The sequence below is a fragment of the Oceanobacillus sp. AG genome (genome assembly GCF_009746545.1).
In the GTDB taxonomy this organism is placed as follows: domain Bacteria; phylum Bacillota; class Bacilli; order Bacillales; family Amphibacillaceae; genus Oceanobacillus; species Oceanobacillus indicireducens.
In genome coordinates, this window is the sequence record NZ_WOWT01000024.1 from 1 (window position 1) to 25,945 (window position 25,945).

At 39.3% G+C, this 25,945-nt stretch carries 27 protein-coding genes, 13 tRNA genes and 1 rRNA gene; 34 read left to right on the top strand and 7 right to left on the bottom strand.

Going from position 1 to position 25,945, the window contains the following annotated elements:
• The first annotated feature begins 141 nt into the window (after positions 1-141).
• From rrf to GN217_RS13110, 14 genes are all read left to right on the top strand, one after another.
• Positions 142-257: ribosomal RNA gene (rrf, locus tag GN217_RS13045) — 5S ribosomal RNA — on the top strand.
• A gap of 105 nt (positions 258-362) precedes the next feature.
• A tRNA-Glu gene (locus GN217_RS13050) sits at positions 363-437 on the top strand.
• 70 nt (positions 438-507) lie between these two features.
• Positions 508-583: transfer RNA gene (locus GN217_RS13055), tRNA-Val, on the top strand.
• 160 nt (positions 584-743) lie between these two features.
• Positions 744-820 (top strand) — tRNA-Met (locus tag GN217_RS13060).
• A gap of 80 nt (positions 821-900) precedes the next feature.
• Positions 901-977 (top strand) — tRNA-Asp (locus GN217_RS13065).
• Positions 978-1,176: 199 nt separating this feature from the next.
• Positions 1,177-1,249: transfer RNA gene (locus GN217_RS13070), tRNA-Phe, on the top strand.
• Between the two features lie 353 nt (positions 1,250-1,602).
• Positions 1,603-1,675, top strand: a tRNA-Lys gene (locus GN217_RS13075).
• 96 nt (positions 1,676-1,771) lie between these two features.
• Positions 1,772-1,848 (top strand) — tRNA-Arg (locus tag GN217_RS13080).
• 100 nt (positions 1,849-1,948) lie between these two features.
• Positions 1,949-2,022: transfer RNA gene (locus GN217_RS13085), tRNA-Ile, on the top strand.
• A 31-nt stretch (positions 2,023-2,053) separates the two neighbouring features.
• Positions 2,054-2,146, top strand: a tRNA-Ser gene (locus tag GN217_RS13090).
• 10 nt (positions 2,147-2,156) lie between these two features.
• Positions 2,157-2,227, top strand: a tRNA-Gly gene (locus GN217_RS13095).
• Between the two features lie 13 nt (positions 2,228-2,240).
• Positions 2,241-2,314, top strand: a tRNA-Ile gene (locus GN217_RS13100).
• Between the two features lie 66 nt (positions 2,315-2,380).
• Positions 2,381-2,454 (top strand) — tRNA-Arg (locus GN217_RS13105).
• Positions 2,455-2,522: 68 nt separating this feature from the next.
• Positions 2,523-2,595: transfer RNA gene (locus GN217_RS13110), tRNA-Ala, on the top strand.
• Between the two features lie 55 nt (positions 2,596-2,650).
• Here GN217_RS13110 and GN217_RS13115 read toward each other — a convergent pair.
• Entirely contained in the window at positions 2,651-3,799 is a 1,149-nt protein-coding gene (locus GN217_RS13115; RefSeq protein WP_232334441.1) for an Rpn family recombination-promoting nuclease/putative transposase, read from the bottom strand.
• Positions 3,800-4,208: 409 nt separating this feature from the next.
• On the opposite strand from GN217_RS13115, the gene GN217_RS13120 reads away from it, so the two are divergent.
• The 3 genes from GN217_RS13120 to GN217_RS13130 all read left to right on the top strand — a co-directional run bounded on the left by GN217_RS13120 (position 4,209) and on the right by GN217_RS13130 (position 7,380).
• Positions 4,209-4,427, top strand: coding sequence for a hypothetical protein (locus GN217_RS13120; RefSeq protein WP_156857118.1), 219 nt, complete (start codon positions 4,209-4,211; stop codon positions 4,425-4,427).
• 335 nt (positions 4,428-4,762) lie between these two features.
• Positions 4,763-5,932, top strand: a complete 1,170-nt coding sequence (locus GN217_RS13125) for a DUF4145 domain-containing protein (RefSeq protein ID WP_156857119.1) — start codon at positions 4,763-4,765, stop codon at positions 5,930-5,932.
• An 842-nt stretch (positions 5,933-6,774) separates the two neighbouring features.
• Positions 6,775-7,380 carry a DUF5067 domain-containing protein gene (locus GN217_RS13130; protein ID WP_156857120.1) on the top strand — a complete coding sequence of 202 codons (606 nt, stop codon included), beginning with the start codon at positions 6,775-6,777 and terminating at the stop codon, positions 7,378-7,380.
• Between the two features lie 339 nt (positions 7,381-7,719).
• Here GN217_RS13130 and speB read toward each other — a convergent pair whose 3' ends face one another.
• Both speB and GN217_RS13140 read right to left on the bottom strand, forming a co-directional pair.
• Positions 7,720-8,700, bottom strand: coding sequence for an agmatinase (gene speB / locus GN217_RS13135; protein ID WP_156857121.1), 981 nt, complete (start codon positions 8,698-8,700; stop codon positions 7,720-7,722).
• A 23-nt stretch (positions 8,701-8,723) separates the two neighbouring features.
• Positions 8,724-9,644, bottom strand: coding sequence for a YkvI family membrane protein (locus GN217_RS13140; RefSeq protein ID WP_198042656.1), 921 nt, complete (start codon positions 9,642-9,644; stop codon positions 8,724-8,726).
• Between the two features lie 377 nt (positions 9,645-10,021).
• Here GN217_RS13140 and GN217_RS13145 point away from each other — a divergent pair, with 377 nt between their 5' ends.
• The 6 genes from GN217_RS13145 to GN217_RS13165 all read left to right on the top strand — a co-directional run bounded on the left by GN217_RS13145 (position 10,022) and on the right by GN217_RS13165 (position 15,957).
• A complete protein-coding gene (locus GN217_RS13145; protein ID WP_156857123.1) occupies positions 10,022-10,441 on the top strand; it encodes an Lrp/AsnC family transcriptional regulator in 420 nt (139 codons plus the stop codon).
• Positions 10,442-10,707: 266 nt separating this feature from the next.
• Entirely contained in the window at positions 10,708-11,301 is a 594-nt protein-coding gene (locus GN217_RS13150) for a restriction endonuclease (protein WP_156857124.1), read from the top strand.
• A gap of 195 nt (positions 11,302-11,496) precedes the next feature.
• On the top strand, positions 11,497-12,393 hold the full coding sequence (locus GN217_RS13155) for a D-alanyl-D-alanine carboxypeptidase family protein (RefSeq protein ID WP_156857125.1): 897 nt from the start codon (positions 11,497-11,499) through the stop codon (positions 12,391-12,393).
• 539 nt (positions 12,394-12,932) lie between these two features.
• Positions 12,933-13,685, top strand: a complete 753-nt coding sequence (locus GN217_RS19015) for a beta-ketoacyl-[acyl-carrier-protein] synthase family protein (protein WP_232334442.1) — start codon at positions 12,933-12,935, stop codon at positions 13,683-13,685.
• Positions 13,664-14,191 carry a beta-ketoacyl-[acyl-carrier-protein] synthase family protein gene (locus GN217_RS19020; protein ID WP_232334443.1) on the top strand — a complete coding sequence of 176 codons (528 nt, stop codon included), beginning with the start codon at positions 13,664-13,666 and terminating at the stop codon, positions 14,189-14,191. Before GN217_RS19015 ends, GN217_RS19020 begins: the two co-directional genes overlap by 22 nt.
• 29 nt (positions 14,192-14,220) lie before the next feature.
• Entirely contained in the window at positions 14,221-15,957 is a 1,737-nt protein-coding gene (locus tag GN217_RS13165) for a class I adenylate-forming enzyme family protein (RefSeq protein WP_156857126.1), read from the top strand.
• 266 nt (positions 15,958-16,223) lie between these two features.
• Here the strand turns inward: GN217_RS13165 and GN217_RS13170 are convergent, their stop codons facing one another.
• The gene (locus GN217_RS13170; protein WP_156857127.1) at positions 16,224-16,697 is read right to left on the bottom strand and encodes a hypothetical protein; all 474 of its coding nucleotides are present in this window, start codon (positions 16,695-16,697) and stop codon (positions 16,224-16,226) included.
• Between the two features lie 540 nt (positions 16,698-17,237).
• Between GN217_RS13170 and GN217_RS13175 the strand changes: the two genes are divergently transcribed.
• The 4 genes from GN217_RS13175 to GN217_RS13190 all read left to right on the top strand — a co-directional run bounded on the left by GN217_RS13175 (position 17,238) and on the right by GN217_RS13190 (position 20,357).
• Positions 17,238-17,528 (top strand): hypothetical protein, encoded by a 291-nt coding sequence (locus tag GN217_RS13175; RefSeq protein WP_156857128.1) that lies wholly within the window; start codon positions 17,238-17,240, stop codon positions 17,526-17,528.
• A 164-nt stretch (positions 17,529-17,692) separates the two neighbouring features.
• Positions 17,693-18,802: a type III polyketide synthase gene (locus GN217_RS13180; RefSeq protein WP_255454398.1), complete on the top strand. Its 1,110-nt coding sequence runs from the start codon at positions 17,693-17,695 to the stop codon at positions 18,800-18,802.
• Positions 18,799-19,320 carry an isoprenylcysteine carboxyl methyltransferase family protein gene (locus tag GN217_RS13185; RefSeq protein WP_370459781.1) on the top strand — a complete coding sequence of 174 codons (522 nt, stop codon included), beginning with the start codon at positions 18,799-18,801 and terminating at the stop codon, positions 19,318-19,320. The genes GN217_RS13180 and GN217_RS13185 overlap by 4 nt, the downstream gene beginning before the upstream one ends.
• 251 nt (positions 19,321-19,571) lie before the next feature.
• Positions 19,572-20,357, top strand: coding sequence for an STAS domain-containing protein (locus tag GN217_RS13190; protein WP_370459782.1), 786 nt, complete (start codon positions 19,572-19,574; stop codon positions 20,355-20,357).
• A 68-nt stretch (positions 20,358-20,425) separates the two neighbouring features.
• On the opposite strand, the gene sspL is transcribed toward GN217_RS13190, so the two are convergent.
• Together sspL and GN217_RS13200 are read right to left on the bottom strand one after the other, a co-directional pair.
• Positions 20,426-20,566 carry a small, acid-soluble spore protein L gene (gene sspL, locus GN217_RS13195; protein ID WP_156857130.1) on the bottom strand — a complete coding sequence of 47 codons (141 nt, stop codon included), beginning with the start codon at positions 20,564-20,566 and terminating at the stop codon, positions 20,426-20,428.
• A gap of 159 nt (positions 20,567-20,725) precedes the next feature.
• A complete protein-coding gene (locus tag GN217_RS13200; protein WP_156857131.1) occupies positions 20,726-20,890 on the bottom strand; it encodes a hypothetical protein in 165 nt (54 codons plus the stop codon).
• Positions 20,891-21,377: 487 nt separating this feature from the next.
• Between GN217_RS13200 and GN217_RS13205 the strand changes: the two genes are divergently transcribed.
• Together GN217_RS13205 and GN217_RS18720 are read left to right on the top strand one after the other, a co-directional pair.
• Positions 21,378-21,569: a CsbD family protein gene (locus tag GN217_RS13205; protein ID WP_156857132.1), complete on the top strand. Its 192-nt coding sequence runs from the start codon at positions 21,378-21,380 to the stop codon at positions 21,567-21,569.
• 122 nt (positions 21,570-21,691) lie between these two features.
• Complete coding sequence (locus GN217_RS18720) at positions 21,692-21,832, top strand: hypothetical protein (RefSeq protein WP_198042657.1); 141 nt, start codon at positions 21,692-21,694, stop codon at positions 21,830-21,832.
• A 52-nt stretch (positions 21,833-21,884) separates the two neighbouring features.
• On the opposite strand, the gene GN217_RS13210 is transcribed toward GN217_RS18720, so the two are convergent.
• Positions 21,885-22,340, bottom strand: a complete 456-nt coding sequence (locus tag GN217_RS13210) for an SRPBCC family protein (protein WP_156857133.1) — start codon at positions 22,338-22,340, stop codon at positions 21,885-21,887.
• 158 nt (positions 22,341-22,498) lie between these two features.
• On the opposite strand from GN217_RS13210, the gene sspO reads away from it, so the two are divergent.
• The 5 genes from sspO (at position 22,499) to pcp (ending at position 25,911) form a co-directional block, all read left to right on the top strand.
• Positions 22,499-22,648 (top strand): small acid-soluble spore protein O, encoded by a 150-nt coding sequence (gene sspO, locus GN217_RS13215; RefSeq protein WP_156857134.1) that lies wholly within the window; start codon positions 22,499-22,501, stop codon positions 22,646-22,648.
• A 150-nt stretch (positions 22,649-22,798) separates the two neighbouring features.
• Entirely contained in the window at positions 22,799-23,200 is a 402-nt protein-coding gene (locus tag GN217_RS13220; protein ID WP_156857135.1) for a hypothetical protein, read from the top strand.
• A 404-nt stretch (positions 23,201-23,604) separates the two neighbouring features.
• Complete coding sequence (locus GN217_RS13225; RefSeq protein ID WP_156857136.1) at positions 23,605-24,288, top strand: DUF969 domain-containing protein; 684 nt, start codon at positions 23,605-23,607, stop codon at positions 24,286-24,288.
• 5 nt (positions 24,289-24,293) lie between these two features.
• Positions 24,294-25,217 (top strand): DUF979 domain-containing protein, encoded by a 924-nt coding sequence (locus tag GN217_RS13230; RefSeq protein WP_156857137.1) that lies wholly within the window; start codon positions 24,294-24,296, stop codon positions 25,215-25,217.
• A 46-nt stretch (positions 25,218-25,263) separates the two neighbouring features.
• Positions 25,264-25,911 (top strand): pyroglutamyl-peptidase I, encoded by a 648-nt coding sequence (pcp, locus tag GN217_RS13235; RefSeq protein ID WP_156857138.1) that lies wholly within the window; start codon positions 25,264-25,266, stop codon positions 25,909-25,911.
• Positions 25,912-25,945 lie beyond the last annotated feature (34 nt).

Genomic DNA, 25,945 nt, shown 5'->3' on the forward strand with positions numbered 1-25,945 from the left:
ATGAGGTTGATAGGTTCGAGGTAGAAGCATGGTGACATGTGGAGCTGACGAATACTAATCGATCGAGGACTTAACTAACTTCTATTTTGATGTCGTGATCTACTCTTATTTAGTTTTCAGGGTATAAGTATATATTTCATGTCTGGTAGCGATAGCGGAAAGGTCACACCTGTTCCCATACCGAACACAGCAGTTAAGCTTTCCAGCGCCGATGGTAGTTGAGACTTTGTCTCTGCGAGAGTAGGACGCCGCCAGGCATTTTTTTGTTTTAAATCGCCTCACTACACCTTAATGGTTGGGCAATTGGCTGTTAATCAGCTATAAACTTTGTGTGTGGAGCTAATTATTTCCAAAACTTAATTGGCCCGTTGGTCAAGCGGTTAAGACACCGCCCTTTCACGGCGGTAACACGGGTTCGAATCCCGTACGGGTCACCATTTTTTTAGGAAGGCATATTAAATATGCAACGTCCTATTGCAACACATGTACTAGCATGTCCGATGCTTCGGAGGATTAGCTCAGTTGGGAGAGCACCTGCCTTACAAGCAGGGGGTCGCAGGTTCAAGTCCTGCATCCTCCACCATTATTTATATGTATTTTTACGATCACGGAGTGGAGCAAAGCCGAAACACCTCTGAATAGGCTTTGTGAGAAGTGTAAGCTTCCCCGAATTATCTCGAAACACGATGAACAGTCCTTATTCTATTATTATGCATGAACAAAACTTGCATATTTCTTATTATCGCGGGGTGGAGCAGTCCGGTAGCTCGTTGGGCTCATAACCCAAAGGTCGCAGGTTCAAATCCTGCCCCCGCAACCAAAAAATATTAATGCTAGTTGAATCGGTGGTACTTAGAAAGTGCAACCAAATAACATTAATGTTTTTAAAAATACAATTAAGGTCCGGTAGTTCAGTTGGTTAGAATGCCTGCCTGTCACGCAGGAGGTCGCGGGTTCGAGTCCCGTCCGGACCGCCACTATTATAAATGAATTATTATGGCTCGGTAGCTCAGTCGGTAGAGCATAGCGTAAACTTCTTCGAATTACTTCATTGTAGCTATGCGAGGAGTGCAACTTCGCCGAATAAGCTTGCAACACGACGAGCAACAACATCTTTGAACATGCTTCGAAACAGAACCCGAAGCGAGAGGCTAATTAAAATCAGTAATATTCCATGGCTCGGTAGCTCAGTTGGTAGAGCAACGGACTGAAAATCCGTGTGTCGGCGGTTCGATTCCGTCCCGAGCCACTTTTTTAAAAGCAGCACTACATAATATACGTTGGCCTAGCTCAATTGGTAGAGCATGCGAATTACATCCTTGCATGTACTTCTCCGAGGCGGCCTACGAGGAGTGTACGCATCGTCGAATAATCTTGGAACACGACGAGCTTTCAAACTCCAAGCTCACATAATAAAACCAGCACCAAACTTACAACACGAGCCATTAGCTCAGTCGGTAGAGCACGCCGCGAATTACATCCTTGAGTGAACTTCTCTGAGGCGGCCTGCGAGGAGTGTACGCATCGCCGAATAAGCTTGCAACACGACGAGCTTTCAAACTCCAAGCTCATATAATAAAACCAGCACCAAACTTACAACGCGAGCCATTAGCTCAGTCGGTAGAGCATCTGACTTTTAATCAGAGGGTCACAGGTTCGAATCCTGTATGGCTCATCAATTGAATCACGGTTTTGGCGGGAGTCGCTAGTTGCAGAGGATCTCTAAACCTTCGCGGAGTCTGGTTCCGACTGAACCCCAGAACCATATAAAGCGCCCGTAGCTCAATTGGATAGAGCGTTTGACTACGGATCAAAAGGTTAGGGGTTCGACTCCTCTCGGGCGCGCCATATACATATTTGATTGCGTGAAAGCAGCTCAGAGATGACGGGCATAAAAAATACCAGTGAGGTAGTGAATTCAACTCCCACCGGTCACCCCATAAATACTGGACCCTTAGCTCAGTTGGTTAGAGCTATCGGCTCATAACCGATCGGTCGCAGGTTCGAGTCCTGCAGGGTCCATCGGTTCATCTAAAGAAGCATCATATAGTTCGGAGGTATACCCAAGTCCGGCTGAAGGGATCGGTCTTGAAAACCGACAGGCGGGTCAAACCGCGCGGGGGTTCGAATCCCTCTACCTCCTCCATTTTACATATGCGGGTGTAGTTTAGTGGTAAAACCTCAGCCTTCCAAGCTGATGATGAGGGTTCGATTCCCTTCACCCGCTCTTATTTCATGATGGGCCTGTAGCTCAGCTGGTTAGAGCGCACGCCTGATAAGCGTGAGGTCGGTGGTTCGAGTCCACTCAGGCCCATTAGAAAAACACTTGTTTCTGGGATAGGCAATACATAGTTTTGTAGGAAAATATATTGTTTATGTTGCGCTCTTAGCTCAGCTGGATAGAGCAACAGCCTTCTAAGCTGTAGGTCAGAGGTTCGAATTCTCTAGGGCGCATGAGCCATTCATTATTATTTAGCAGCTTAGGACTAGAATAGCCAACTATTTTACATATATTTTATCTTGGGGCCTTAGCTCAGCTGGGAGAGCGCCTGCCTTGCACGCAGGAGGTCAGCGGTTCGATCCCGCTAGGCTCCATCTAAGCAGGACTACAGTTAGCTTATTAGCTAATTGTAGTCCTTTTTTGTGGTAATTATTTCTTTTTCAATTCACGTTTAATTTCTACAACACGTGATACTGTTAATTCTGTAAAATTCGCTACTTCTTCAACCGCCATACCGCTACTTAGAAGGCGTCGTGCAGTTGTTTCGTTAGCAATTTTTTTACCTTGCTCTAAACCTTCATATAAACCTTGCTTTATACCTTGTTGGAGCCCTTGTTCTAGCCCTTGTTCTAATCCCTCCTTCATTATGCGTTTTCTACCTTCCTCGAGTCCTTCTTTCAATCGCAGTTCCATTTCTCGTTTAGCAGCTTCTTCATCTAAAATATATTTTAGCCTTGCTTCATAAGCAGCGTACTCCTTATCATTCATACTTAATTCTTCCCAATTTTTAAAGGCAGACTCTAATGATTTATCGTTCATTGCAATCTCCTCCAATTTTTGAAAAATGTCATCATAAACCTTTTTATTCTTCCTGTCAACAATTCCTAAAAGTAATAACCATCTTGCTAGTATATCATTCCAAGGGTCAAGCTGCTCTTTTTTCCACGCCTGGATGAGTTTAGGTATTTCTATAAAATGAAATTCCATCAACTCGGTCAGCTTGAACTTTTCTTCATCTTCGTACAGGTGATACGTGGTGTGGAATCGATCCGTTTGCATCAAGTAATTGAAGTTCATGATATTAATGGCAATGACTGGTCTTAGTTCCTTATAAGCCATACTCTTTTTCATTTGCCGGCGATAGATACCTGACCAATAATAAATCGAGCGGTTAATCATATTATGCTGATCCGTGAACTGGATTTCCACATTGATTCGTTCACCAGTTTCAGTTTCAACGATTATATCTAATCGTGACTGCTTGTCACCGTCATATTCCTCTACTTCTTCTACATTTATAAAAATGATGTCTTTAATAGAGTTGCGATTCGTTTTTTGCAAAATTGCATTTAAAAATACTACAGTGATTTGTTTATTCTTTTCTGTACCAAATAACTGTTTAAAAGCATAATCAACTTTTAGATCCATTAATTTGTTCAAGGGTATCCGTTTGAGTAAAGCAGTATCCGAACGTTTTCTGTTTGGCTTTGGTCGAACGCGTTCTTTGTCCTTCTCCTTTACTTCCATTATGACTGGGGGAACAGTGGTATAAATTTCAGAGGGAATATTTCGTGGCATATTGATACTCCTTATTAAATTTTGAGGGTAGTTTCTTTGAAGTATTTCTACTGTAAGTATACCAAATATTTATATAAGATTTAGTTGTTTTTTATCATTCCTTGGAGTATGAAGATGTGTAATTGTTATGGTGGCTCACTTTTAAGTTACCATATACGTGAATAATAGTTTTTCACACTTCATTGAAACGACCGAACAAATGTGCTAAGATAGATGAAGAATATTACCTTCTAGACACCTCACCATAATATCTTAAAAGGACGGGATATCTTGGTAATGCCCCTAGTTATTAGAGAAAAAACGTCGACTTACACAAAACATGATCAGCTTCATAAAAAACTCATCCACACATTTTTATGGCTTCTTTGAAACATATTTAAAACTATCAGAAGACGAGGAGGAAAAGTTGATGAAGGAAATTAGGGAGTTACCAGAGGCTGAAAAAATATTGGAAATTCCAATTTCGTATGAGGAGAAAGGGAAGGAGTTAGGGAGAAAAGAAGGTAGAGTTGAAGGAGTTAAGCAAGTGGCAATGGAAATGATAAAAGAAGGAGCCAGTTTAGAATTCATCTCTAAAGTAACAAAATTAACAATGGAAGAGTTAGAGAAATTAAAAAAGCATCTATGAATATAACTTGAAGTTATTCCAAAAAACCTTCAAGCTGGAGGGCACGTAAGTCTTCTTCAAGTACTTCTTTTTGTTTTACGGAATTCAATTCTTCAAGATACCTTTCCTTGAACTCCATGCAGCCTTGTGCTTGCATGGATTTTTAATGTAGCGTGTACATGTTTGAAATGACAATATAGATCAACTTTACCTATACGAAGATTTGTTCGCTGGAAAGCAACAAATCTGGTAAGATATAGGTAGTAATACACACCTCACAAAATTAAATTTTTCTATCTATAAATACATACATATCAGCAATTTGTTTTAAGATTTACATCAAGGGAGAACAGAAAATGGGAAGTTATTTTTATCAGTTTCTAGAGGATATATCAGAAGAATTGGCAAGGACGTTGGATGAACTGGAAAAGGCTATCTATCACAGTCCTCGCTCGATGTTGACACATAGTAGAACGTTTATCGAAGTATTGCTTGAAAAAGTAATGATCCACGAAAATATGCCCAATGAGCCGTATTTAACGATTAAAACCCGGATTCAAAATTTGGATGATAAAGGGTTGCTGAATGAAGAAGTGAAACATGCATTCCATGAGGTTCGGAAATTAGGGAACGTGGCAGCACATGACACACGACAATTCAGGTTCTCGGAGTCGCTCACATCTTGGGAGCATATTCATACGATTGTGAAATGGTTCGTGGAAGTGTATGAATCGTATACGATTGTAGTTCCAGATTATGTGGATCCAATCATGAAACAGGAGCATTCCTATGGATTAGAAGAGATGGCATTGCGTTTTAAGAAAATTGAAGATCTGTTGAAGGAATCGCTTGCGCATGAGAAACCGAAAGATGTCGAATCTGTAGGAAATGAGATGACTGCAGAAGATAGAACAGAGGAACCGAAGAAGAGGAAGGCCAGGCTTTTATTGCAGGAGGCTTTCAATGAAGAGCCTGGATTTATTCCTGTGCGTACGATTCACTATGGAGATGACTCCATCGATATCCCCTACTTTTTGCGTGATGCATTTCTACTTCCACAGCGTTTTGAAGAGTCGGAGCGGTTTTTAGTTCGTCTAGGTGGAGAGCAACAAGCTAGAATAATGAGTGAACTGCCGCATTCAATGGAAGGTTTCCATTTAAGGGTAACACGTTATACTGAATCTCATTCTGAAACATTCTTTAAAGAGTTGAAAGAATTTGTTGCGGAAGAAATTAGAAGGAAAAAGCTGATGAACAGCCGTCCAGGAGAGTTGTTCTTATTCTATAAGTCTAGTGAAATTGTGGTGACGGAGGATTTGGGCAATGTGGATATCAGTGTAGATAATTTTACTGGTATGCCTGGGTTGATTAAGCAATTAAATCAGGATGGGATTGATAAGGTTCGGGATTTGCCGAAGGAGTTGCTAATTCTTGGGAAATATCGGAGAGTTGGGAAGAGTAGGGTGGAGAGTTTTTTTGGACAGCTTGAGGAGATGCAGGGGAATTTGGTGAAAGAGTTGGTGTAGACACTATTGGTAATTATAATGGAACTGCCAAAATTATAAAAGTTGATTAAATGACTGAAGTACCTTGTCAAAAAAAGTATTACTCCAAGATAGGGAATGTAAACTAAACTGTGTAAGTGGAAGAGCGTACGATTCTGCTATTTAAACGATATACTGAAAGGAAATTATTATGAATAGAGAGACGTTTAACGTTCTTATGTTATTTGTTGAATCAAGCTACTTTCTTATTATGGCCTATGCATATTTTTTTTACTATTATTATTGTTAATTCTTGTTGCCAACTAGATTTAATGCTCCATACGTCGTCATCCCACCACCTCCCTTCTATAGGAAGATGATTAACCGCCCACTAAACTTATGTAGTTGCTGTATAGATTATAGCATAAGACTTATTTGAGTAATGGATTGAACAGAACAATCGATCTATTTTCATTATGGAAGGACATAGGGACAGGTTGTTCGTCATCTTATTAACAAGGTAATTCAAACAACGGACCTGTACCTCCGTCCTTTGTAATAATATCCAATCTATTTGATGATAGGATTCAAAAAACCACTAAAATTTGGTTATTATTCGAATGTTGTTTTCAATTCCTATTGAATATCCGTATTATAACAGTATAATAGTTATAAGGAACTGTGCTTAAATGACTGGTAAAATGATATTATAGGGAGTGATTGCTAAGGGGGGGCGATGCCATTTTGTAGTCTAATACTTTAGGAGGTTTATAAAGAAACCTTAGATGGAGGAAAAATAGTAAGTTATATCAACTGTAGGAGCGTTAAGTTAAGTAGGCTATCTATATCGAATAAAAGAATGGAAAATAATATATTTACAAACAATGAATACATATGGAGGTAGAAAAGTGAGTAAAAAGTGGTTAGGTTTATTGATTGCAGGTCTTTTAGTCTTATCAGCCTGTGGAGATACTAATAATGAATCAGGTCAACAAGAGGAAAATGCAGAACCAGAAACAAATGATGTTGCACAAAATGAAGAAATAGAAGAAGCAGAGGAAGAGCAGGAAGAAGAAGTGGAAGTTGAAGAATCATCAGGAAATGAGATTGTCCTTGGCGAACCAATCAATGTGGGAGAATACGAAATGACTATTCAAAGTTATAGCCTTGGTGTAGATTATGATGGAAAAGATGCTTTAATTATTGAATATGATTGGGTCAATAATTCAGATGAATCAGCTTCGCCTTTCATGACTTTCATGCTAAAAGGTTTCCAAGATGGAGTGGAAACGGACGAGGTATTTATGGTTGACGATGTGGATTTATCGATTGGGCAAAAAGAAGTTAGACCAGGTGGATCAATTGAAGGTGCACAGGATATTGTTGGTATAGATGATTTGTCCAAGCCGCTTGAGCTGGAATTAGATGAACTTATGTCTTTTGAAAGCAACCCTTATTTAGTAGAAATTGATTTATCAACATTAGAATAATTTTTAAAAGTTATCTCAATAAAAAAAACGAGTAACAAGATAATTTTTAGCTTAACATTCGCAACAAGTTGACTTTATATGGAATCATAATAAGAAATATTAAGCATTCATGAGATATCTAGATTAATGGACTTAGCAGCATCAGAAATACAATAAATTTCAGTGGAAGCACTACTTTCGGAGCCATGTGTGTAAAAAGAAACGGCTGGGTCTCTAGAGACTACGCTAAGACATAATTCTTTTCTTAATGTAAAATATGCACCAACATAAAAACACAAAAAAGCAATCCACACAAGGATTGCTTTTCTGAAATACAAATCTTAGTAGATTATTGTAATCTTAACTTTGTTCAGCTTGCTTAAGATTTTTCTCATGAATAATGAAGTTCATAAAATCGATGATAAGTCTTGCTGCGATTTGAGAAGTCACTCCTGTAGGGTCATATAAAGGATTCACCTCAACTAAATCAAAGCCAATGACATCACCTTTTTTGGCAACGACTTCCAAGATTTCACTGACCTCGTCATAGAAGAATCCGCCAGGGGAAGGGGATCCTGCACCAGGTGCGATGGACGCATCCAAACCGTCAATATCAAGGGTAACATAATACTTTTCACCTTCAGGCATATCTTTCAATGCTTCCTCGATACCCATTTTTCGAATTTGTTTTGGTGATAGAATCGAACTGCCATATTCTCTTGCATCATCAAAATCTTCCTTCTGACTGCTCCCAACACCGCGAATACCTAGTTGAGCCATTTTGTTAATATGCGGCATTTCCGACATCCGTCTCATTGGGCTACTGAGTGTGAAACGTTGGCCAGAAGCTTCTTTCAACCAGTCCAAGTGGGCGTCAATCTGTACGACGTTCACTTTTTCGTGTTTGTCTAGTGCAAAAGCGACTGGAGATGTTATCGAATGGTCTCCCCCCAACACAATAGGAATTGCTCCCTTTTCAATGATTTTCCGAATGGCTTCCTCGGTATTTTCGTGGCTCTGTTCTACATCGCCATTGATGATGGATACATCACCACAATCGACTATTTTCCAACCTTCATCGCTATAGATAATATCTCTTTCGTGGTCATATCCTCCCCCGAATCCATAAAGAGAGGATTGTTCGCGAATGGATCTTGGTCCCATTCTAGTGCCGGAGCGCCATGCGGTTGTCATATCATTTGGTACACCGATGATTGCAAAATCTGCATCTAGTTCATCTAGGTTTGTACATATTGGATATTTTCTAAATGACGTAATACCAGTAAATGGCATGTTCAATTTCACTCTTGTATAATTATCTTTTCTTGCGTATTTACTCATGTTATAACCCTCATTTTCTATTTTTAAAATTTTTGTTTATCAATGTTTCCTTTATTGATGAATTGCCGATAGAGCATACCTGCAATTAATATTAGACCGATATAGCCGACGATTGGGTAAACCAAATCAATAATTTTGGCAAACGGTAATAATCCACCGAAAAATCCGACAATTGTTAATCCAATGGTAATAAGTCTATATTTCTTCGTGTCGCCTTTTGAAAATTGTACAGCGACGGTCCACAACATACCTACTGCAGTGGTATATATCGCAATCAATAGAATGATAGAAAAGACTAGAGAAAGCGAAGGACTGATTTGATTTGCTAAGAACAAGGTTGGAATATCCATCGTATGTGTTTCTTCGACGTTGGACAAGATGCCAATATAGATTGCAAAAACCCCGATAAGCATAATCAATCCACCAAGAGTACCTCCCAAGATGACATTTTTTCTGCTTGTTTCTTCTTTCCCTACATTCGCTAAAAAAGGAAGGGCAACTAGGAGAACAAAAGAAGAATAAACAAAGCCAGATTGCCACCAGTGATTTGTTGCGGTTGAAATTTGAATGTTATTAAGGATATCTCCAGCTTGTCCAAATCCTTCTACATTAAAATTCCCTGCTCCTACTACAATTGCAAAGATTACGATAATAGGTCCCGCTATTCCCAAAATCTTTACGATGGTGTCTAAACGTAATAAAGCTGTAATCATAACAAGGATAGCCATTAAGGCACGTCCGGGAACGACACCTACCCCAAAGTGTTCCGAAACGGTTGCACCTGCACCAGAAATCATGACGACAAATACGACTAGTATGAATAACTGGGCAAACCAATAGAAGAATATTCCTAGGTATTTTCCACAAAAATATATAAAGACTTCTTTTGAATCTTTCGCCTGTAAACGCAGTCCCGTGTCCATCGCATAGGCTCCGAACCACATATGGATAACAGCAGCTATTATAATAGCACCTATACCTAAGTAGCCGAATGAAACGAAAAATTGCAGAATCTCTTAGCCCGTCGCCGTACCAGCGCCCAATATAAATGACACGAAGGTACCTGCTAAAATAATGATTCTTAATGTGTTATTCATCATGTCTCCTCTTTTTCATTTTTTTTCACTTGTTTGACCACTACAAAAAAGCTTGCCTCCTTTTTAAAATTTTTATCCCTTTTCAAACAAGATTATATTACATATAATAATAGTAGAAATTTTAAATTATTATATACAAAAGTGAATTAATTCAATTAAAAGAACCTTCTAATTGAATAAAAATATACTAATATACTTATCATATTGAAAAAGGAGGATTAAGGATGGATGAATTAGATATCAAACTGATAACATTACTGCAAGAGGACGGGCGAATTTCAATAAGTAAACTGTCGGAGAGAATGGCACTTAGTCGTCCTAGTGTGGCCGAAAGAGTGAAGCGCTTGGAAGAAAAAGGTATGATAGAAGGCTATACTGCCTTGATATCACCTGAAGCAATCGGGCGGAAATTGTTAGTTATCATTGAATTAAGCGATATACTGGAACCTCTAAATAAAATTGAAGAAAAGCTTGCAAGTGAACCCGCTGTGATCGAATGCCATCGAGCTACAGGCCATGTTCATTATTACATCAAAGCGGCTCTATATGATATTGGGGAACTCACCCGATTGGTGGAAAGTCTTTTACCCTACGGAAAAACAAAAACATCTGTGTTGCTCGGCACCCCTGTGAAAAAAGGGTAATTTTGCCGCATGATAATTACCATGATGAACAATGAAGAGTGAATAACCTGGGATAGTGAAAACAATTGAAGACATCGGTAACGAGGGACGTAAAATTACTCAATAAGTTACTAGGACTGACCAATTCACTCATAAATACAAAATTATGCCCACCTATATGCTAAAATGAATCTATATTGTTAGTCATTATTCTATACGCCTTGTATACTTCCTATCAATCATGTTAATAAATATTACTAACATGATAGTTTAGGGAGTGACACAAGATGTTAGTTTTAGAATTAATTATCGGTTTAGTCCTACTGGCTGCATTCCTTCATTTCCGTTATACAAAAAGGAAACACCAACGGATAAACTCGCTCATTGATCGACATATCGAAGCAAGTGAGGAATTGAAGAAGACCCTAGCTATGGGGTTGTATTTACGATTCAAAACAGAATCAGCAGAGCAACCGGTAAATTATTCTAGCATTTATCTTAAAGGTAATCCTATTTCCTTTGAATCGTTTGTTGCGGACCTTATGAAAACAAGTAGAGGCGGAAGTATTTGGGTTTCTCCTTCCAGTAATGATCAAGGTGTGGATTTTGAACATACAACTGGTTCCGGATTATATCTAGGCCAAGTAAAATGCTATGAAGAAGACCTGCCTTTTGACCCGATTGCACTCATTCATTCGAATATGGTAAAACGGGATGCGGTTGGTGGCTATGTTATTACTACCGGATCTTTTACCGAAAATGCAAGACACTATGCACAAGGATTAAATATTGAACTGATTGATGGAGTTAAACTTGTGGAAGAATGGTTTGCGAGTTTAAGGCACTCTGAGGAAGATATAAATAATTTGATAGATGATTAGTATCTAATCTTGTATTTCGTCTCTGTTATATATTAAATAAAGCATGAAGGACAGGTTCCTTTACCATTGTTTTACCGAGAATCAATGGAAGAGGAGCCTTTCCTTTTATTTCTACTTTGATACAATAAATGTATCAATTAAAGGTGCTCTTTTGTTGAGGTATACGATAGGAAAAATATGTAAAGGAATACTAGTATGAAAAAACTCTCGAGATTTATAAAGATTTTAATCATTGCGGTTGTTACCATATTTGTATTATTTAAAGTAGGGGATAAAATTTATGAATATTTTTCTCCTTTACGTAATGATGGATATACCAGCCCATACATTTATCTGTTTGATAGAGAAACAGGGAATACTATTTATGAAAAAAATATACACTCTAAAACATATCCTGCTTCACTGACCAAAATAATGACAGCGATTGTCGCCTTGGAAAATATTGATAACTTATCTGAAATTACTCCAATAGATGTAGAAACATACCAAGATATGGTCGATCAAAATGCTTCGATGGCAGGATTTTATGGGAGAGAGGCAGTCACTTATCGAGATCTGCTGTATGGAACGATTCTAAGTTCAGGTGGTGAAGCCGCCAACTCTTTAGCCATTCATGTAGCGGGAAATGTAAAAGACTTTGTTCAGATGATGAATGCAAAGGCTGCGCAACTAGGGTTAGAGGACACACATTTTACGAATCCAGATGGGCTCCACGATAAAAAACAATATACAACGGCTTATGATATGGCAAAACTTTTAGATTATGCATTAGATAACGGTCATTTTAAGGCGATTTTTACAAAAGAGACCTTTCAAACCACATCAACGCCTGATCACCCTGAGGGAATTTTATTAGAATCAACTGTTCTTACCTTTCTGAATAAAGAGGAGCAAGAAGGGTTTGAGATTATTGGTGGAAAATCAGGTACAACCTATGAAGCGGGGCAATGTTGGGCAACCCTCGGAGTAGTAGAAAATCAAGAGTATATAAGTATTGTCATGGGAGCACCACTAGAAGATATTAGTCAACCAGACCAAGCACAAATAACAGACACGCTAAAGTTATTTAAACAAATTAAATCCGGAAAGTAGTTCATTATAGCTGTATTGTTAGAAGAAAGAAAATAACTACCCCTGAAGCCTCGCAAGCAGAAGAGTAGTTATTTTTTACTGCCGAATTTTCCAGTTAAAGTGGAGATGAAAATAACCTTGAACTCATCTGACTATTGAATCCTCAGCTGTTTCTATTTGCCGAAAAGTTGTAGTGTAAGCCATTCCTGAGTTCTTTTAATTTCTCCTAATGGTAGGCAATGAAAATGAAGTAAGCGCTTTTTTGAAGTATACTAGTTTTATACCTATAATCATCGTTCTAATTAACAAATGATAGATTTTGAATGGTTGCTTATTTTGTTAATCACGAAAAATAGTAGTATGCACATATTTTTATCACGCATTACCGGTCTGTAATAGCCCACCTCTAAACATGGAAGGAAGCCCAAGATGTGAAGGTGGGGGATATACAGTCCGTAAATCCCTGATTCTGTTCAACTAACATTCAGTGGGGGAAGGAAAAACCCACTGAATGAAGTTTCACTTTATTACAATGATATTCATACAAAGGAGCAGTGATCATGAAACAAATAGAGATTGCGGTAACTGGGATGGGGGCTGCCTCTCCATTTGGAATGGGTGTATCGACATTCTGGGATAATTTAATTGCCAATCGTTCTGCTGTAGCGGAAGTGACGGATGAGGAGTTACGTAGGTGGGCAAAGGTTGGTGCGCGTGTTCCAGAATTTCATGCAACGGATTTTCTTTCTAAAAAGATTGCCAGAAACACGGATTATTTTACACAGTTAGCATTAATTGCAGCCGAAGAGGCGCTAAAAGATGCAGAATTGTTAAAAGGTGATGGAGAATCCTTTGCAGCTGGCGTGGAAAGAGATCGAATTGGAACAGCGATTGGAACAGCATTTGGCGGTATTCAGTCGCTAGAGCAGGCTTCGGAAAAGCTCGCAACAGGGCGTGCAAAACGAGTTGGACCTCGTATGATTTCCAAGTCGATTCCCAATGCAGCGGCAAGTACGATTTCCATACAATATGGTTTTCGCGGTCCATCTAATACATATGTAACGGCTTGTGCGGCTTCAGCGAATGCGATTGGAGAATCTGCTTACTGGTTTTTCCGAGATGATGTAGATTATATTCTTGCTGGAGGAGTAGATAGCCTTTGGTCCAATGCATTTCTGTCTGGATTAGGAGATGCGGGGGCACTAGCAACGAAAGGGCCGGAAGACTTTTCGACATGGTCTCGTCCGTTCGATAAAGAGCGGACAGGAATGGTAATGGGAGAAGGGCAGGCTTGTTTGTCCTGGAGCCATTAGAACATGCCAAGGCAAGGGGGGCACATATTTATGCAATATTAAAAGGTTACGGGGCTTCCAATGATGCATATCATGATACGTCGCCAGACCCTGAAGGAACCAGCGCTGCATTGGCAATTGAGCGAGCGCTTCGTTCGTCAGGATTAACTCCTGCTGATATTGATTATATTAATGCACATGCGACGTCAACACCAGCTGGAGATATTGCAGAAACGAAGGCATTAAGACTTATCTTCGGGGAGAGGCTAGATGAAATACCTGTCAGCTCCATTAAAGGAAGTGTAGGTCATTTACTTGGTGCAGCGGGAGCGATTGAGAGTATTGCGTGCATCAGAGCACTAGAAACAGGGATGCTTCCTGCAACACTTCATTCTAATATTCGTGATGAACAAGCATCTTTAGATATCATTCCGAATAAGAGCCGCAAGCAGCGTATTACAACAGCGATGAGTAATTCATTTGGCTTTGGCGGTCAAAATGGAATTCTTATTTGGCAGGCTCCTTAATGAATGAAAGGATGAATGGAGGGATAAAGATGCAAGAAACTCGATTAAGTGTAGAGCAAAGAAGAGAGGCATTAAAATCGGCTTATCCTAAATGGGAGAAAAAGACAATTGCAGCCCATTTCAAGGAGCAATGTCGACATTACCGGGATTATCCGCTGATTATGATGCCGGAAGATACTGTGACATACGAAGAGATTTGGGAAAGGTCACGACGTTATGCCAAAGCAATGATTCAGCTGGGTGTACAGCCGGATGATCATGTCGCTATCTTAATGGAAAATGATCCAGATTACATCGCTTTATTTATTGCTTCTTCGATGATTGGAGCTATTGTTGTTCCGTTGAATACACAGCTTCAAAAGGAAGAGTTGACCTATATGCTTCGCCAATCGGATACAAACTGGCTTTTCTTACATCAGGTTGCAAATAAAAAAGAACACGCGGAATCCTTAAAAGGCGTAATAGCAACCCTTCAGAGGGAAGCGGACAGTCCTTTTAAACAGGCTGTTTGTATTCCAATGAAGAAGGAAGAAGCTCCGGCAATTTACCAACATTGGAATTATTTTATAAAGGGGGCAGAAGCGGTAGAGAATGCGGTTGTTGATCAACGTATGCTGGAAACAACTAATCCTGATTCCTGTGCTGCGATTATTTATACGTCAGGATCTACCGGTTTGCCAAAAGGTGTGATGCTTACGGATGATATGATGCTGCGTTCCGGATTTGCGACTTGTTATACAAGGGCTTATGAAACAGGAAGACGAATTTATGCACCGATTCCGATGTATCATGTTTATTTTCTACAAGAAGGTTTATTTGCAGCCTCCTTTTTAGGGGGAGGGATGGTTACCTGTCAGGCCTTTCAGCCATTGCAATCATTGGAATTGATGGAAAAATACAATGTGCATGATTTTCAGGCGGTTCCTTCGATGCTGGTAGCTTTATTGAATCGACCGGAAATCAAAAATACCAAACTGAATCATCTCTATGCGTTGTTATGTTGTGCAGCTCCATCACCAGTTCCTCTGTGGAAACGTGCAGTAGAAGAGCTGGCAGTGACAGAGATTGGTACAGGTTGTGGGGGAACGGAAGCAGCCTCTACAACAATGCTGACAGAAATCGGTGATCCTTTAGAAATTATATCGACAACTGTTGGAAAGGTGAAAACAGCTGGAGTAGCAGGAGACCCGGAGTTTGGAGATAAAAGTGTAACATATAAGGTAATTGATCCAGGTTCTGGGGAAACCTTACCAAGCGGTTCCGTTGGTGAGTTAGCAGTTCGAGGCAACGTTGTAACAAAAGGCTATTATAAAAAACCGGAGGAAACGGCTTTTGCGATTGATGAAGAAGGCTATGTCCGTAGCGGCGATCTAGGAACCATTGATAAGAATGGCTATATTCGGCTATTAGGAAGAAGTAAGGACCTCTACAAGGTATCCGGAGAAACCGTAGCTCCAAAAGAGGTAGAGGACGTTATTTCAATGCATCCTGCTGTCAATCAAGTATACATTGTTGGTGTGCCAGATAAGTTAACGACTGAAACTGGTGCAGCGTTCATTGAATTGAAAGAAGGGGAGAGCTGCTCGAAGCAAGAAATCAGAAACCTGTGCCGGGAACGTGTAGCCCGTTTTAAAATACCGAGACATATTTGGTTTGTGGAGGCCTCCGAATGGCCGCTGACGGGAACCGGGAAAATTCAAAAGTTTAAATTACAGGCGATTGCAGAAGAAAGATTGAAAAAAGTAAAACAGATTGGAACAAAATAAATTTGTTTCAGTCTGAGTTCGAATAATAATTGAATATAGAAACGTATCTAAAGACTTCGTGGCTATATTGTCAGAAAAGAGAAAATAACCACCCTTGAAGCCGCACAAGCTGAAGGGTAGTTATTTCTTACTCCCAGCGAGTCGTCCCCTTGAAGGGCTATTACACGCTTTGCCGCTTCATGTGATCAGCATGGAGCGGTTTCTTATATTATGATGATTCTCTACCTAAGTTAATCCGAACAAAAAATGCTTAGGAGTTGCTATGTTCATCCAACAATACCACTCATTACACAACCCGTTAATTTATTTGATAGGTTTGCATGTCTAAATAGCCAATTTATAAGTTTTGGCTCTATAATAAATTCCTCAGCTCCAACTTTTCCTTCAGTAAACAGCAATGCCAGTTCACTTGTCAACGTAATAGGGATCCCTTCTTGCTTCCATCTTAATTCCGTAACCCAATGCTCATAACTGTCCAAATTCGTCTGGTGATCATTATACCAATTTAAAATATAGTCGTCTCCAATCATAGCGACTAATTTCATATAAAAATCCTCAATATGCTCCTCGAAGACACTCTCTTTCAAAGTACCTTTCACTGCCTTGTCATCAACATGTAAGCTGTATTGCTCTAAATCGAACCGTTCATTTAAGAAGTTTTTCCATTCATTCTCGGACAATGCTCCAAATGATGTTGCTGTAAAATTCTTTACTATTCCAAGTGTGTAATATGTTGCCATTTTTTCACCTCATTTCTTGTAAATTAGTTGTTAGTTTTCATTCTAACATAATATTTAAAAAATAAAATTAAATAGGGGGTTCGAGAGCAACCTCTCAAATCTATGTGGTTTTACTGCTCTGAGAAATCCAGTTATAGCTATGCATTTTTTATGGAACAAAATTGTCTTGCATCCAGTTTTTTCATACGTTATTCTTAAGACAAGGAATCTCATTCCCTGATTTACAAGAAGACCACCTTTTTTCCATAGGAAGATGGTTAACCGTCCGCCATACTTATGTAGTTGTTACACAGATTATAGCATAAGATTTATTAGAATAATAGATTAAATAGAATGTATGTTTCTCATTTTTGGTTAGCATAATGGTATCTAGTTTCTTTTCCGAAAAGGGGGTGCCACAACGTGTGTGCTGCCCAAAATATCGCTTATAGCCACCGGTTTTTCCCCCAGTTAAAAGTGCTATCCCTCCCCGAACCATAGCAAATGTTGTGGAATTGTGAATTAGAGAGAAGGTTAAAGTAAATAGAGGGAGTGATTTAATTGAGTAAGAGGGCTTTTCATATATATAACATTATTATTTTACTTTTATTACTATCGTTTAATCTCTTGGCCTTATTCGGAGCAGGAATAGGTGAAGGAGGAATCAGCTCAGGAATGTGGTTTATTACTGGTTCCTCATTGGTATTTTGGCTCATCTTTTACATTATTCAATTTGTTGGTTCTAATAAAATTTGGAGAATTTCCTGGTTTCTTATTATGGTAGTATTTCTATGGTTTTGGGAAACAGGTCTTGGCTTTCTTGTCGGTGGAATGTGGTTTGGTATGAGTTAAAAATATTCTATATCCATTTTGAGTAGAGAAATCCCCGTATGATCAAGAACAAAATACGCACCGATAAAAGATTGAAGCTGGCAAGATACGGCTTCTTTTTATTTTGAGAATTTACACGTCTATCTATGAATCATAACTTCCAACCTGGGGAAACTATAAAAAATATGAATTCAAAAGGTGAAGTTATGTCATACATATGTTCAGTTGGCACGAGTATCCCGAAACACAACATCAACCAAGAAGAAGTAAAAGAATTAGTCCAGAACGTATTTGGCTATACCAATCGTGAGGTCAAACGGCTACTTCCCGTGTTCGACAATGCCCAGATTGAGAATCGGCAATTTGCCGTAGCTAAAACATGGTTTGAAGAAGAGCACACTTTTGCAGAGAAAAATAATATCTATCAAGAAAATGCAATTAGCCATTCGCTTGAAGCAATTGATGATTGTTTGCAAAATGACCACTTTCTAACAAATTCCATTCCTTATGAAGCGGTAGATTTAATTATTTATGTATCCAGTTCAGGCCTATCAACTCCCACGATCGATGCTTTTCTGCTTAATGAAAGGTCCTTCCGGCAAGACGTTCAACGAATGCCGCTCTGGGGATTGGGCTGTGCAGGTGGAGCAATCGGTTTGTCAAGGGCTCATGACTGGGTCAAGGCACACCCTGAAAAAACTGCACTTATCATATGCTGCGAATTTTGCGGGGTTACTTTTCAAAAAGGAGACCATCGTAAAAGTAACCTTGTTGGCACCGCGTTATTTGGGGATGGAGTGGGTGCGGCACTACTGGTTGGAGAGAATTCGCCATACTTGAAGCATAAGAAACAGGCTGTCCCGCAAGTGAAAGGGACAAGTTCACGTACAAAAAAGAATAGCACCGAGGTAATGGGCTGGAATATAACGAATAGTGGGCTTGAAGTTATTTTTGCAAAAAGCATCCCTTCGCTTGTCGAATCTTTTTGGAAAGAACATATCGAGCTTTTCTTTCAACAATTTCAAGTGAAAAAAGAAGCGATACACGCTTATATTGCCCACCCGGGTGGGGTAAAAGTGTTGCAAGCGATGGAAGAAGTATTAAAGGTGGAAAAAGCTAAATTAAAGCATTCCTATAACGTGTTAAGAGATCATGGAAATATGTCGTCCGTCACTGTTTTATATGTCCTAAAAGAATGGATGAAAGAAGGCATAAAAGCTGGAGAGAAAAGCATCTTATCTGCATTAGGGCCTGGTTTCTCGTCCGAATTACTGTTATTGGAGTGGAGTGAATGATGCCTGCTTATCTCTGGTGGATTTTTATATTTATAGCGTTAGAGCGTATCGTGGAATTAATTATTGCAAAAAGAAATGAAAAATGGATGTTGGAACGAGGAGGGATAGAGTGGGGGAGGGAGCATTATAAATGGTTTATTGTTGTTCATCTGTTATTCTTCTTATCGATTTTGACTGAGGTTTCGCTCCGTGATAATTCTGGTTTTGTAATAAACAATTATGTATTTGCGCTCTTTCTCCTAACGCAAGCAGCAAGGGTCTGGTGTATTCAATCGCTTGGACCGTTCTGGAATACAAAAATCATTATCCTGCCTGACCGTTCTTTAATCAGCAGAGGACCTTACAAGTATGTAAAACACCCGAATTATATCATTGTCGGTATCGAGTTATTCATTATTCCCATACTTTTTGGAGCCTATTTCACCGCAATTCTTTTCCCGATTCTCCATATTTCTTTAATGACCGTACGCATTCCCATTGAAAATAAAGCGTTAGCTGAATTAAAGAAAGGGACGTGACAGGCGTTCCTTTTAATTATGGTGCTAAAGGTTATACCCTCTATAAAGGCAATCCGTCTAGATTATTCCTATTAGCTCGATCGGCAAGATTTGATTCTTTCTCTAATATTTTCACGCTTACCTTGTTTAGTCACTATAAAATGAGGGAATAAGCCTAGTGAGCAGTTTTTAATTACAAAAGGGGGGCATCCATTGGCACATACTTACAACGTTCAGTCATTTATTAAGAATAACAGGGAAGATTTCCGGTCATGCTATTATCGGAGGCAGGAAATGTTACGGAGAAAATCAATCATATTTTAATAGAAGGAAACATTGATCTTTTGAAAAATGCAGAGCATATCTGCCTTTATGTATTGGGAGACGAGGAGAAGGAGCTCATCGCTTTTGCAGAAAAAGAAGGTATTGCCTGGGCAAAACACGCTTTGACGCTATCCTTTAAATTGGAGTGGGTCCATGCAATAAGACGCACGTTGTGGCATCTCCTTCATGAATGTAACCCGTCCGGCACTACTTCAAATTCGCTGGATGATTTTTTTGAATTGGAGAAGAAAATGAATGATGGAATTGATGAATTTTTAAATACTTTTTTCATTAGTTATTCCAAATACAAAGATGAATTGTTCTTGAATCAGCGGAAACTTGTTGAACATCTGACAGTTCCAATCATCCCGGTTAGCTCTGCGATAGCCGTTTTACCGCTCATCGGTGAGTTCGATTCTTACCGAATGGAAATTATAGTGGAAAAAGTATTAAATGAAATTGCAAGATTAGAGATAGAAACATTGATTATCGACTTGTCTGGTATCCCCGACATAGACGAATATATTATCCATACCTTCCAAACCGTGTTACATGGTATACGAGTGATGGGTTCCAAGTCGGTCCTGACTGGCTTAAGACCACAACTTGCGAAGAAAATAGCCTCTTTAGGAGCAGGCAATACTTTACAGACAGAAGTGAAAGGAACTCTCCAGCAAGCTTTACAGGAATATTTGACGGCGGAATCTGGAAAACTTGAGCACTTACCATCGTAAGCGGTTATTTCAACCTATTCCTTACATTTAACAAGTAGTTGAACCAGGGACACCCCTGATTCAGCTACTTATATTTTTGTGTTTTTCTTTTTTGCTCGCTGTTCCAATTGTGATTTGGGCTCCTGAACAGCGACATCCTCTGAATACCCTTGTGGATTCACGCTGGATCTAGCTCTTTTTTTCTTTGCATGGTCTGTATCTTTTGACATGTCAGCACCTCCAAGATTTAGTATGTGAAACGTACTCATATATATACATGACCTGATTGCGCGGGAAAATAGAAGTGGATAGATTCGTAGTATGAAGAGAAAACATACGATAGCAATGACAAAGCACCCCACAAATCCCTAGGGTGCTTAAAGTAAATTTTAGTTAAGAAGATTGTTCCGACACATGTTCATCGTAAGCATTCTTTCTTTCTCACGTCGTTGATTCAATTCTGACTCGAGCTGTCTAATGTAATGCGGGGGAAGGTCGTGTTTTTTCGCTTGAAGCAATGTTTCCTCGAGGTACTTATCTGATTGATTCATCATGGTGCACATACCTCCTTTTTAATATTATTGTTTCCGCTTACATGGAAGATAAACGTAAAACCGGCTTACAAAATTGGGACAAGTTTATTACAAATTATGACAGAAATAGAAAAGTTGCCTTATGGGCATTCTATGCATAAAATCAAGACTTATGAATAAACCAAGAACACTTACAGTTGAAGAAGATACAGAAGAGTTTGTTCTAGTTGTGTAAAGCGTATATCCGTTGTCCACTCTTCAATGTCAGATGTTCAATAAACGTGCATGTTTAAACATGATGAAAAAGGGAAAATTTGTCTACATAAAGTGAAACTTCATTCAGTGGGGGGGTTCCTTACCGTTCCTTACCTCCCCGACTGAATGTTAGTTGAACAGAATCAGGGATTTACGGACTGTCTAGCCCGCCCCACCTTCACATGTTGAGCTTGTCTCATGTTTAGAGGTGGGGTATTACAGACCGTTAATGCGTGAGAAAGGAGTGGACTACATGAGTGAAGGTTTCAAAAACAAAGTAGGTGGCGAGATTGATAAGGCTAAAGGAGAAGTGAAGGATAAATTTGGTAAAGCAAGAGGTGATCTCTCCAAACAAGCCGAAGGGAAATTTGATAAGGCAAAAGGTGACGTTAAAAAGAAAATGGGAGAAATGAAAGATAAATTTGATCATAACTCGTCGGATTAAACAAAATGAAATGAGAAAGTGCTTTGCATTGCAAAGCACTTTCTAATGCTTCATCCGCTCTGCTCGAATAATTCCACTCCCAGAAGGGAAACTAATACAAATCTCTAAAGGAGGCTAGATTCATGGAAGAAAATAAAAATCGACAATTTAAAGAACGGGGCCAAAGTGGTGAGAATCGCAATGGCCGTAAAAGTCAATTTAAGAATTATAACGCTGAAAAGGAAGAGGAACCGAACGAATTTTTGAGTAAGCGAGATGAATGAATTTAACCAATAAAAGAGCGGAGAATCCACACTCCGCTCGAAACTTAAAACCTTAAGCCCGTTCTCCAGCTACCTCTTTCATCCTATTAGCAACGGAAATCGTCAATTTCTCGGTAGTTTTTGGAACAAATTTTTTTAAGATCTTATTAATCATCGGGCTCATTGCCCCATGTGCTGTTATATCTAGATATCCAGTCATTTTCGTGGAATTTTCATCGATTTTCTCTGCATCGAAATAGCCATCGCCAGAGAAGTTCTCAGACAGACCGGATAAATTGAATGTAACAAGGTTTGGCGCTCTCCACTCGGTAATATCAACTTTTAGTTTGATTTTTTTCTTCATGAATCCTAAATCGCCTTCAAACTCCCAAGTGGATTCGGAGTCATTGATAAGTTCGTGGTTGATATAACCAGGGACAAGTGGTGCCCAATTGTTAATAGAACTTACAAATCCCCATACTCTTTCAATTGGTAAATCTAGTTGTGTCTGATGTGATCCGTTTGGCATTTTTTCATTTCTCCTTTAATTAATATAGTACGGTTCGTGAGTGTCGAATTAGTTAAATCTTATTATAATTTAAAATGTTAGTAATGTGAAGCAAGGAATATTTAATGAGCTCATAATTTTTGCTGCAAATGCTGAATATATAAGGAGGTGGTGTTCAAATGACAAAGAAAAAGTTAAGTAATGGCGGTTTCAGTGATGAGCAAGCGGTGAGGAAGAAACTTTCTAAGAACTTTGACCACGAATTTGCTAATGAGCCCCTAACGACAAACGAGAAGCTTCATAATAAAAAAACGAAGAAGCGTCAATAGCCTCGGTAATGGGAAAAAAGCTGGAGTTCAATAAATCGAACGACAGCTTTTTTTGTTCTTAGTCGGCGACAGAGATGCGCTTCAATTATAAATGTAGGCTTCTCAAATCTCCGTAGACAAGCTATAATAGAAACAAGGAGGTGGGAACCGGTGGAAGAAAAGGTAGTTTTGAAGGAGATTTTAAATGCATTACATGAACATTCGAAGCAGATCAATGAAAAAATGGACAAGCGCTTTGATGAAGTCGATCAACGATTCCAAGAAGTGGACAAGCGCTTTGATGAAGTCGATCAACGATTCCAAGAAGTGGACAAGCGCTTTGATGAAGTCGATCAACGATTCCAAGAAGTGGACAAGCGCTTTGATGAAGTCGATCAACGTTTCCAAGAAGTGGATAAACGCTTTGATAAAATTGATCAAAAGTTCGATAGCCTAAACCAAAAAGTAGGTGGAATACGGATTGAACTTCACGAAACGCAGGAAACAGCTGAATTTGCCGCAAGTAAAGTTATTCAACACGAGAAAGAACTTCGCCACATTAACACACAATAACTGTCCCCCCATACGATAATATTTCCTTACAATAAAGCCCTTGGCAACTTCCATTGAAGTCTCCAAGGGCTTAAAAGTCTCCAGGGAACGTTACGAATTCTTGCTTCATATAGTTGAACCGCCGTATAAGGAACGGTACGTACTTGCTTAGGACGCGGTATTCTTGTTTTCTCCATTTCTCATCGACAGTTAACATTTCCAGTAACTTTTTCTAAAATATTTTTATCTATTTGTTTACCGTTTACATTCCCATCATTTCAACCAAACGCTCAAAACGATGGCTTTGTTTGCCATTTTTCCCCACTTGAGCAATAAACTTCAATAAGCTATGATAATAAGCATTATAAGTACTATTTTGATTCTTTAATCAGCAAGATTTTTACATCTAAGAGGGAAGTGATCGTTTGGAATGGATAAAGTTAATCGGTATTGTCGTTATCGTAGTCGGCTTTTTACTGAAATTTGATACGATAGCAATTGTAATCATCGCAGCTCTTGCAACTGCACTTGTTTCTGGTTTATCTTTCCCGGAATTTTTGTCCAGTTTAGGGCAAGCATTCGTGGATAACCGCATTGTTACCTTATTCTTACTTACGCTGCCATTGATTGGACTAGCTGAATCGCATGGGTTAAAAGAACAAGCAGTAAAAATCATTCAAAAGGTGAAAAGTTTAACAGCAGGGAAATTCTTAAGCGTTTATTTATTTATCCGCGAATTGGCGGGGTTGTTCTCGATCCGTCTAGGTGGACATCCGCAATTTGTTCGTCCATTAGTTCAACCAATGGCGGAGGCTGCTGCAAAAACTACTGTTGGTGAATTAGATGAGAAAGAAAAAGAACAAATTAAAGCTAGATCCGCAGCTATGGAAAACTACGGTAATTTCTATGGTCAAAATACGTTCGTTGCAGCAGGTGGTGTCCTATTAATTTCTGGTTCACTAGAATCACTAGGCTATTATGCACCAGCTATTGAAATTGCAAAAGCCTCTATTCCTATTGCAATTATCATGATTATCGTTGGGATTATAGATAACCAGCGATTTGATAAAAAACTTAAAAACAATCAATCTAAAAGGAATAGGGGGTAGAGGTTATGGAAACATTTTTCGCTAATTTATTAGAATTTTTCTTTATTCTTATAGGAATTCAACTAGTTTATACAGCAGTTCGCGTATTTATGGATGAAACAAACCCTACCCGCTTAGGCAGTGGCTTATTCTGGTTGATTATCGGGGTTCTATTCGCTGTAGGTGAATACATCCCTTCTATGATAAGCGGTATTTTAGTAGTCATTCTTGGTGTGTTGACACTGTTCAAACAAGTAAATATGGGAGACGTCTATAATCCGGATCCGAAGAAAGCTGATGCTGAATCCGACCGTTTGAATAATAAAATATTTATCCCGGTCATATTATTGGCATTAATTGCATTAGTGGTTGCTACAATAATACCTGAATCTAGTGCATCGGTAATCGGTATTTCATCTATCATTGCGACGATCGTTGCTGTTGTTATTATTAAACCTAAAAATAGAGAGATTCTTATTGAAAGTGACCGGATGGTACAGCAAGTTGGTACAACAGGTATGCTGCCGCAATTACTCGCAGCCCTTGGAGTCATTTTTACGGTCTCTGGTGTTGGGGACGTTATTGCTGATATAATTGGTGGTATTGTTCCCGAGGGCAGCCAGTTAGCAGGTGTTATTGCATACGTAATGGGGATGGTTATCTTTACGATGATTATGGGTAATGCATTTGCGGCATTCACGGTTATTACAGCAGGAATTGGAGTTCCATTTGTCATGGCCGCGGGCGGTGACCCTGTTATTGCCAGTGCGCTCGCCATGACTGCCGGATTCTGCGGGACGCTCTTAACACCGATGGCTGGGAACTTCAATGCTCTCCCGGTTGCACTCCTGCAAATGAAGGATCAATTTGGCGTCATAAAAGTTCAAGCACCAGTTGCTGTTACAATGATCGTTATCCATATCGGGTTAATGTATTTCTGGGCATTTTAGTATTAATTAACAACGCACACAACATGAGATATAGGAGATGAAAGAAATGAAAATTTTAGTTACAGGTTTTGATCCATTCGGTGGAGATACGACTAACCCTGCGATTGAAGCAGTGAAAAGACTGCCTGATGAAATCAAAGGGGCTACAATCATCAAATTGGAAATCCCGACTGTTTTCTTTAAAAGTGCTGAAGTTGTAAAAGACGCAATGAAGAAAGAGGAGCCGGATTATATACTAAACATTGGCCAGGCAGGAGGCCGTTTCGGGTTAACACCTGAGCGTGTAGCAATCAACCAAGATGATGCACGCATTCCTGATAATGAAGGGAATCAGCCAATTGATACGCCGATTCAGCCAGACGGAGAAAGTGCTTATTTCTCCCAATTGCCGATAAAAGCGATGGTCGATGCGATGAAAAATGCAGGTGTTCCAGCATCTATTTCCAATACGGCAGGTACTTTCGTTTGTAACCATATCATGTATCAAACACTTTATTTGACGCATACAGAATTTCCAAATGCGAAGGCTGGTTTCATGCATATCCCGTTCTTAACGGATCAAGTGATTGATCGCCCGGAGACAGCATCGATGAGCCTTGATGATTTAGTAAAAGGGATCACAGCTGCAATCGAAGCAATTGTTGAATTTGATGGAAAAGAAGATGTGAAAATGGTTGGTGGAGCGACGCACTAATCATTTATAACGATTGAGAAAACCACAGGGGTGT

Excerpts from the sequence above, each read along its gene's own strand:
- GN217_RS13205 (WP_156857132.1), top strand. The coding sequence starts at position 21,378 with ATGAGTGAAGGTTTCAAAAACAAAGTAGGTGGCGAGATTGATAAGGCT.
- pcp (WP_156857138.1), top strand. The coding sequence starts at position 25,264 with ATGAAAATTTTAGTTACAGGTTTTGATCCATTCGGTGGAGATACGACT.
- GN217_RS13130 (WP_156857120.1), top strand. The coding sequence starts at position 6,775 with ATGAATACATATGGAGGTAGAAAAGTGAGTAAAAAGTGGTTAGGTTTA.
- GN217_RS13200 (WP_156857131.1), bottom strand. The coding sequence starts at position 20,890 with ATGATGAATCAATCAGATAAGTACCTCGAGGAAACATTGCTTCAAGCG.
- GN217_RS13155 (WP_156857125.1), top strand. The coding sequence starts at position 11,497 with ATGAAAAAACTCTCGAGATTTATAAAGATTTTAATCATTGCGGTTGTT.
- GN217_RS13185 (WP_370459781.1), top strand. The coding sequence starts at position 18,799 with ATGATGCCTGCTTATCTCTGGTGGATTTTTATATTTATAGCGTTAGAG.
- GN217_RS13120 (WP_156857118.1), top strand. The coding sequence starts at position 4,209 with ATGAAGGAAATTAGGGAGTTACCAGAGGCTGAAAAAATATTGGAAATT.
- GN217_RS13170 (WP_156857127.1), bottom strand. The coding sequence starts at position 16,697 with ATGGCAACATATTACACACTTGGAATAGTAAAGAATTTTACAGCAACA.
- GN217_RS13125 (WP_156857119.1), top strand. The coding sequence starts at position 4,763 with ATGGGAAGTTATTTTTATCAGTTTCTAGAGGATATATCAGAAGAATTG.
- GN217_RS13165 (WP_156857126.1), top strand. The coding sequence starts at position 14,221 with ATGCAAGAAACTCGATTAAGTGTAGAGCAAAGAAGAGAGGCATTAAAA.
- GN217_RS13210 (WP_156857133.1), bottom strand. The coding sequence starts at position 22,340 with ATGCCAAACGGATCACATCAGACACAACTAGATTTACCAATTGAAAGA.
- GN217_RS18720 (WP_198042657.1), top strand. The coding sequence starts at position 21,692 with ATGGAAGAAAATAAAAATCGACAATTTAAAGAACGGGGCCAAAGTGGT.
- GN217_RS13115 (WP_232334441.1), bottom strand. The coding sequence starts at position 3,799 with ATGCCACGAAATATTCCCTCTGAAATTTATACCACTGTTCCCCCAGTC.
- speB (WP_156857121.1), bottom strand. The coding sequence starts at position 8,700 with ATGAGTAAATACGCAAGAAAAGATAATTATACAAGAGTGAAATTGAAC.
- GN217_RS13190 (WP_370459782.1), top strand. The coding sequence starts at position 19,572 with ATGCTATTATCGGAGGCAGGAAATGTTACGGAGAAAATCAATCATATT.
- GN217_RS13230 (WP_156857137.1), top strand. The coding sequence starts at position 24,294 with ATGGAAACATTTTTCGCTAATTTATTAGAATTTTTCTTTATTCTTATA.
- GN217_RS13150 (WP_156857124.1), top strand. The coding sequence starts at position 10,708 with ATGTTAGTTTTAGAATTAATTATCGGTTTAGTCCTACTGGCTGCATTC.
- GN217_RS13180 (WP_255454398.1), top strand. The coding sequence starts at position 17,693 with ATGAATTCAAAAGGTGAAGTTATGTCATACATATGTTCAGTTGGCACG.
- sspL (WP_156857130.1), bottom strand. The coding sequence starts at position 20,566 with ATGTCAAAAGATACAGACCATGCAAAGAAAAAAAGAGCTAGATCCAGC.
- GN217_RS13145 (WP_156857123.1), top strand. The coding sequence starts at position 10,022 with ATGGATGAATTAGATATCAAACTGATAACATTACTGCAAGAGGACGGG.
- GN217_RS19015 (WP_232334442.1), top strand. The coding sequence starts at position 12,933 with ATGAAACAAATAGAGATTGCGGTAACTGGGATGGGGGCTGCCTCTCCA.
- sspO (WP_156857134.1), top strand. The coding sequence starts at position 22,499 with ATGACAAAGAAAAAGTTAAGTAATGGCGGTTTCAGTGATGAGCAAGCG.
- GN217_RS13140 (WP_198042656.1), bottom strand. The coding sequence starts at position 9,644 with ATGTGGTTCGGAGCCTATGCGATGGACACGGGACTGCGTTTACAGGCG.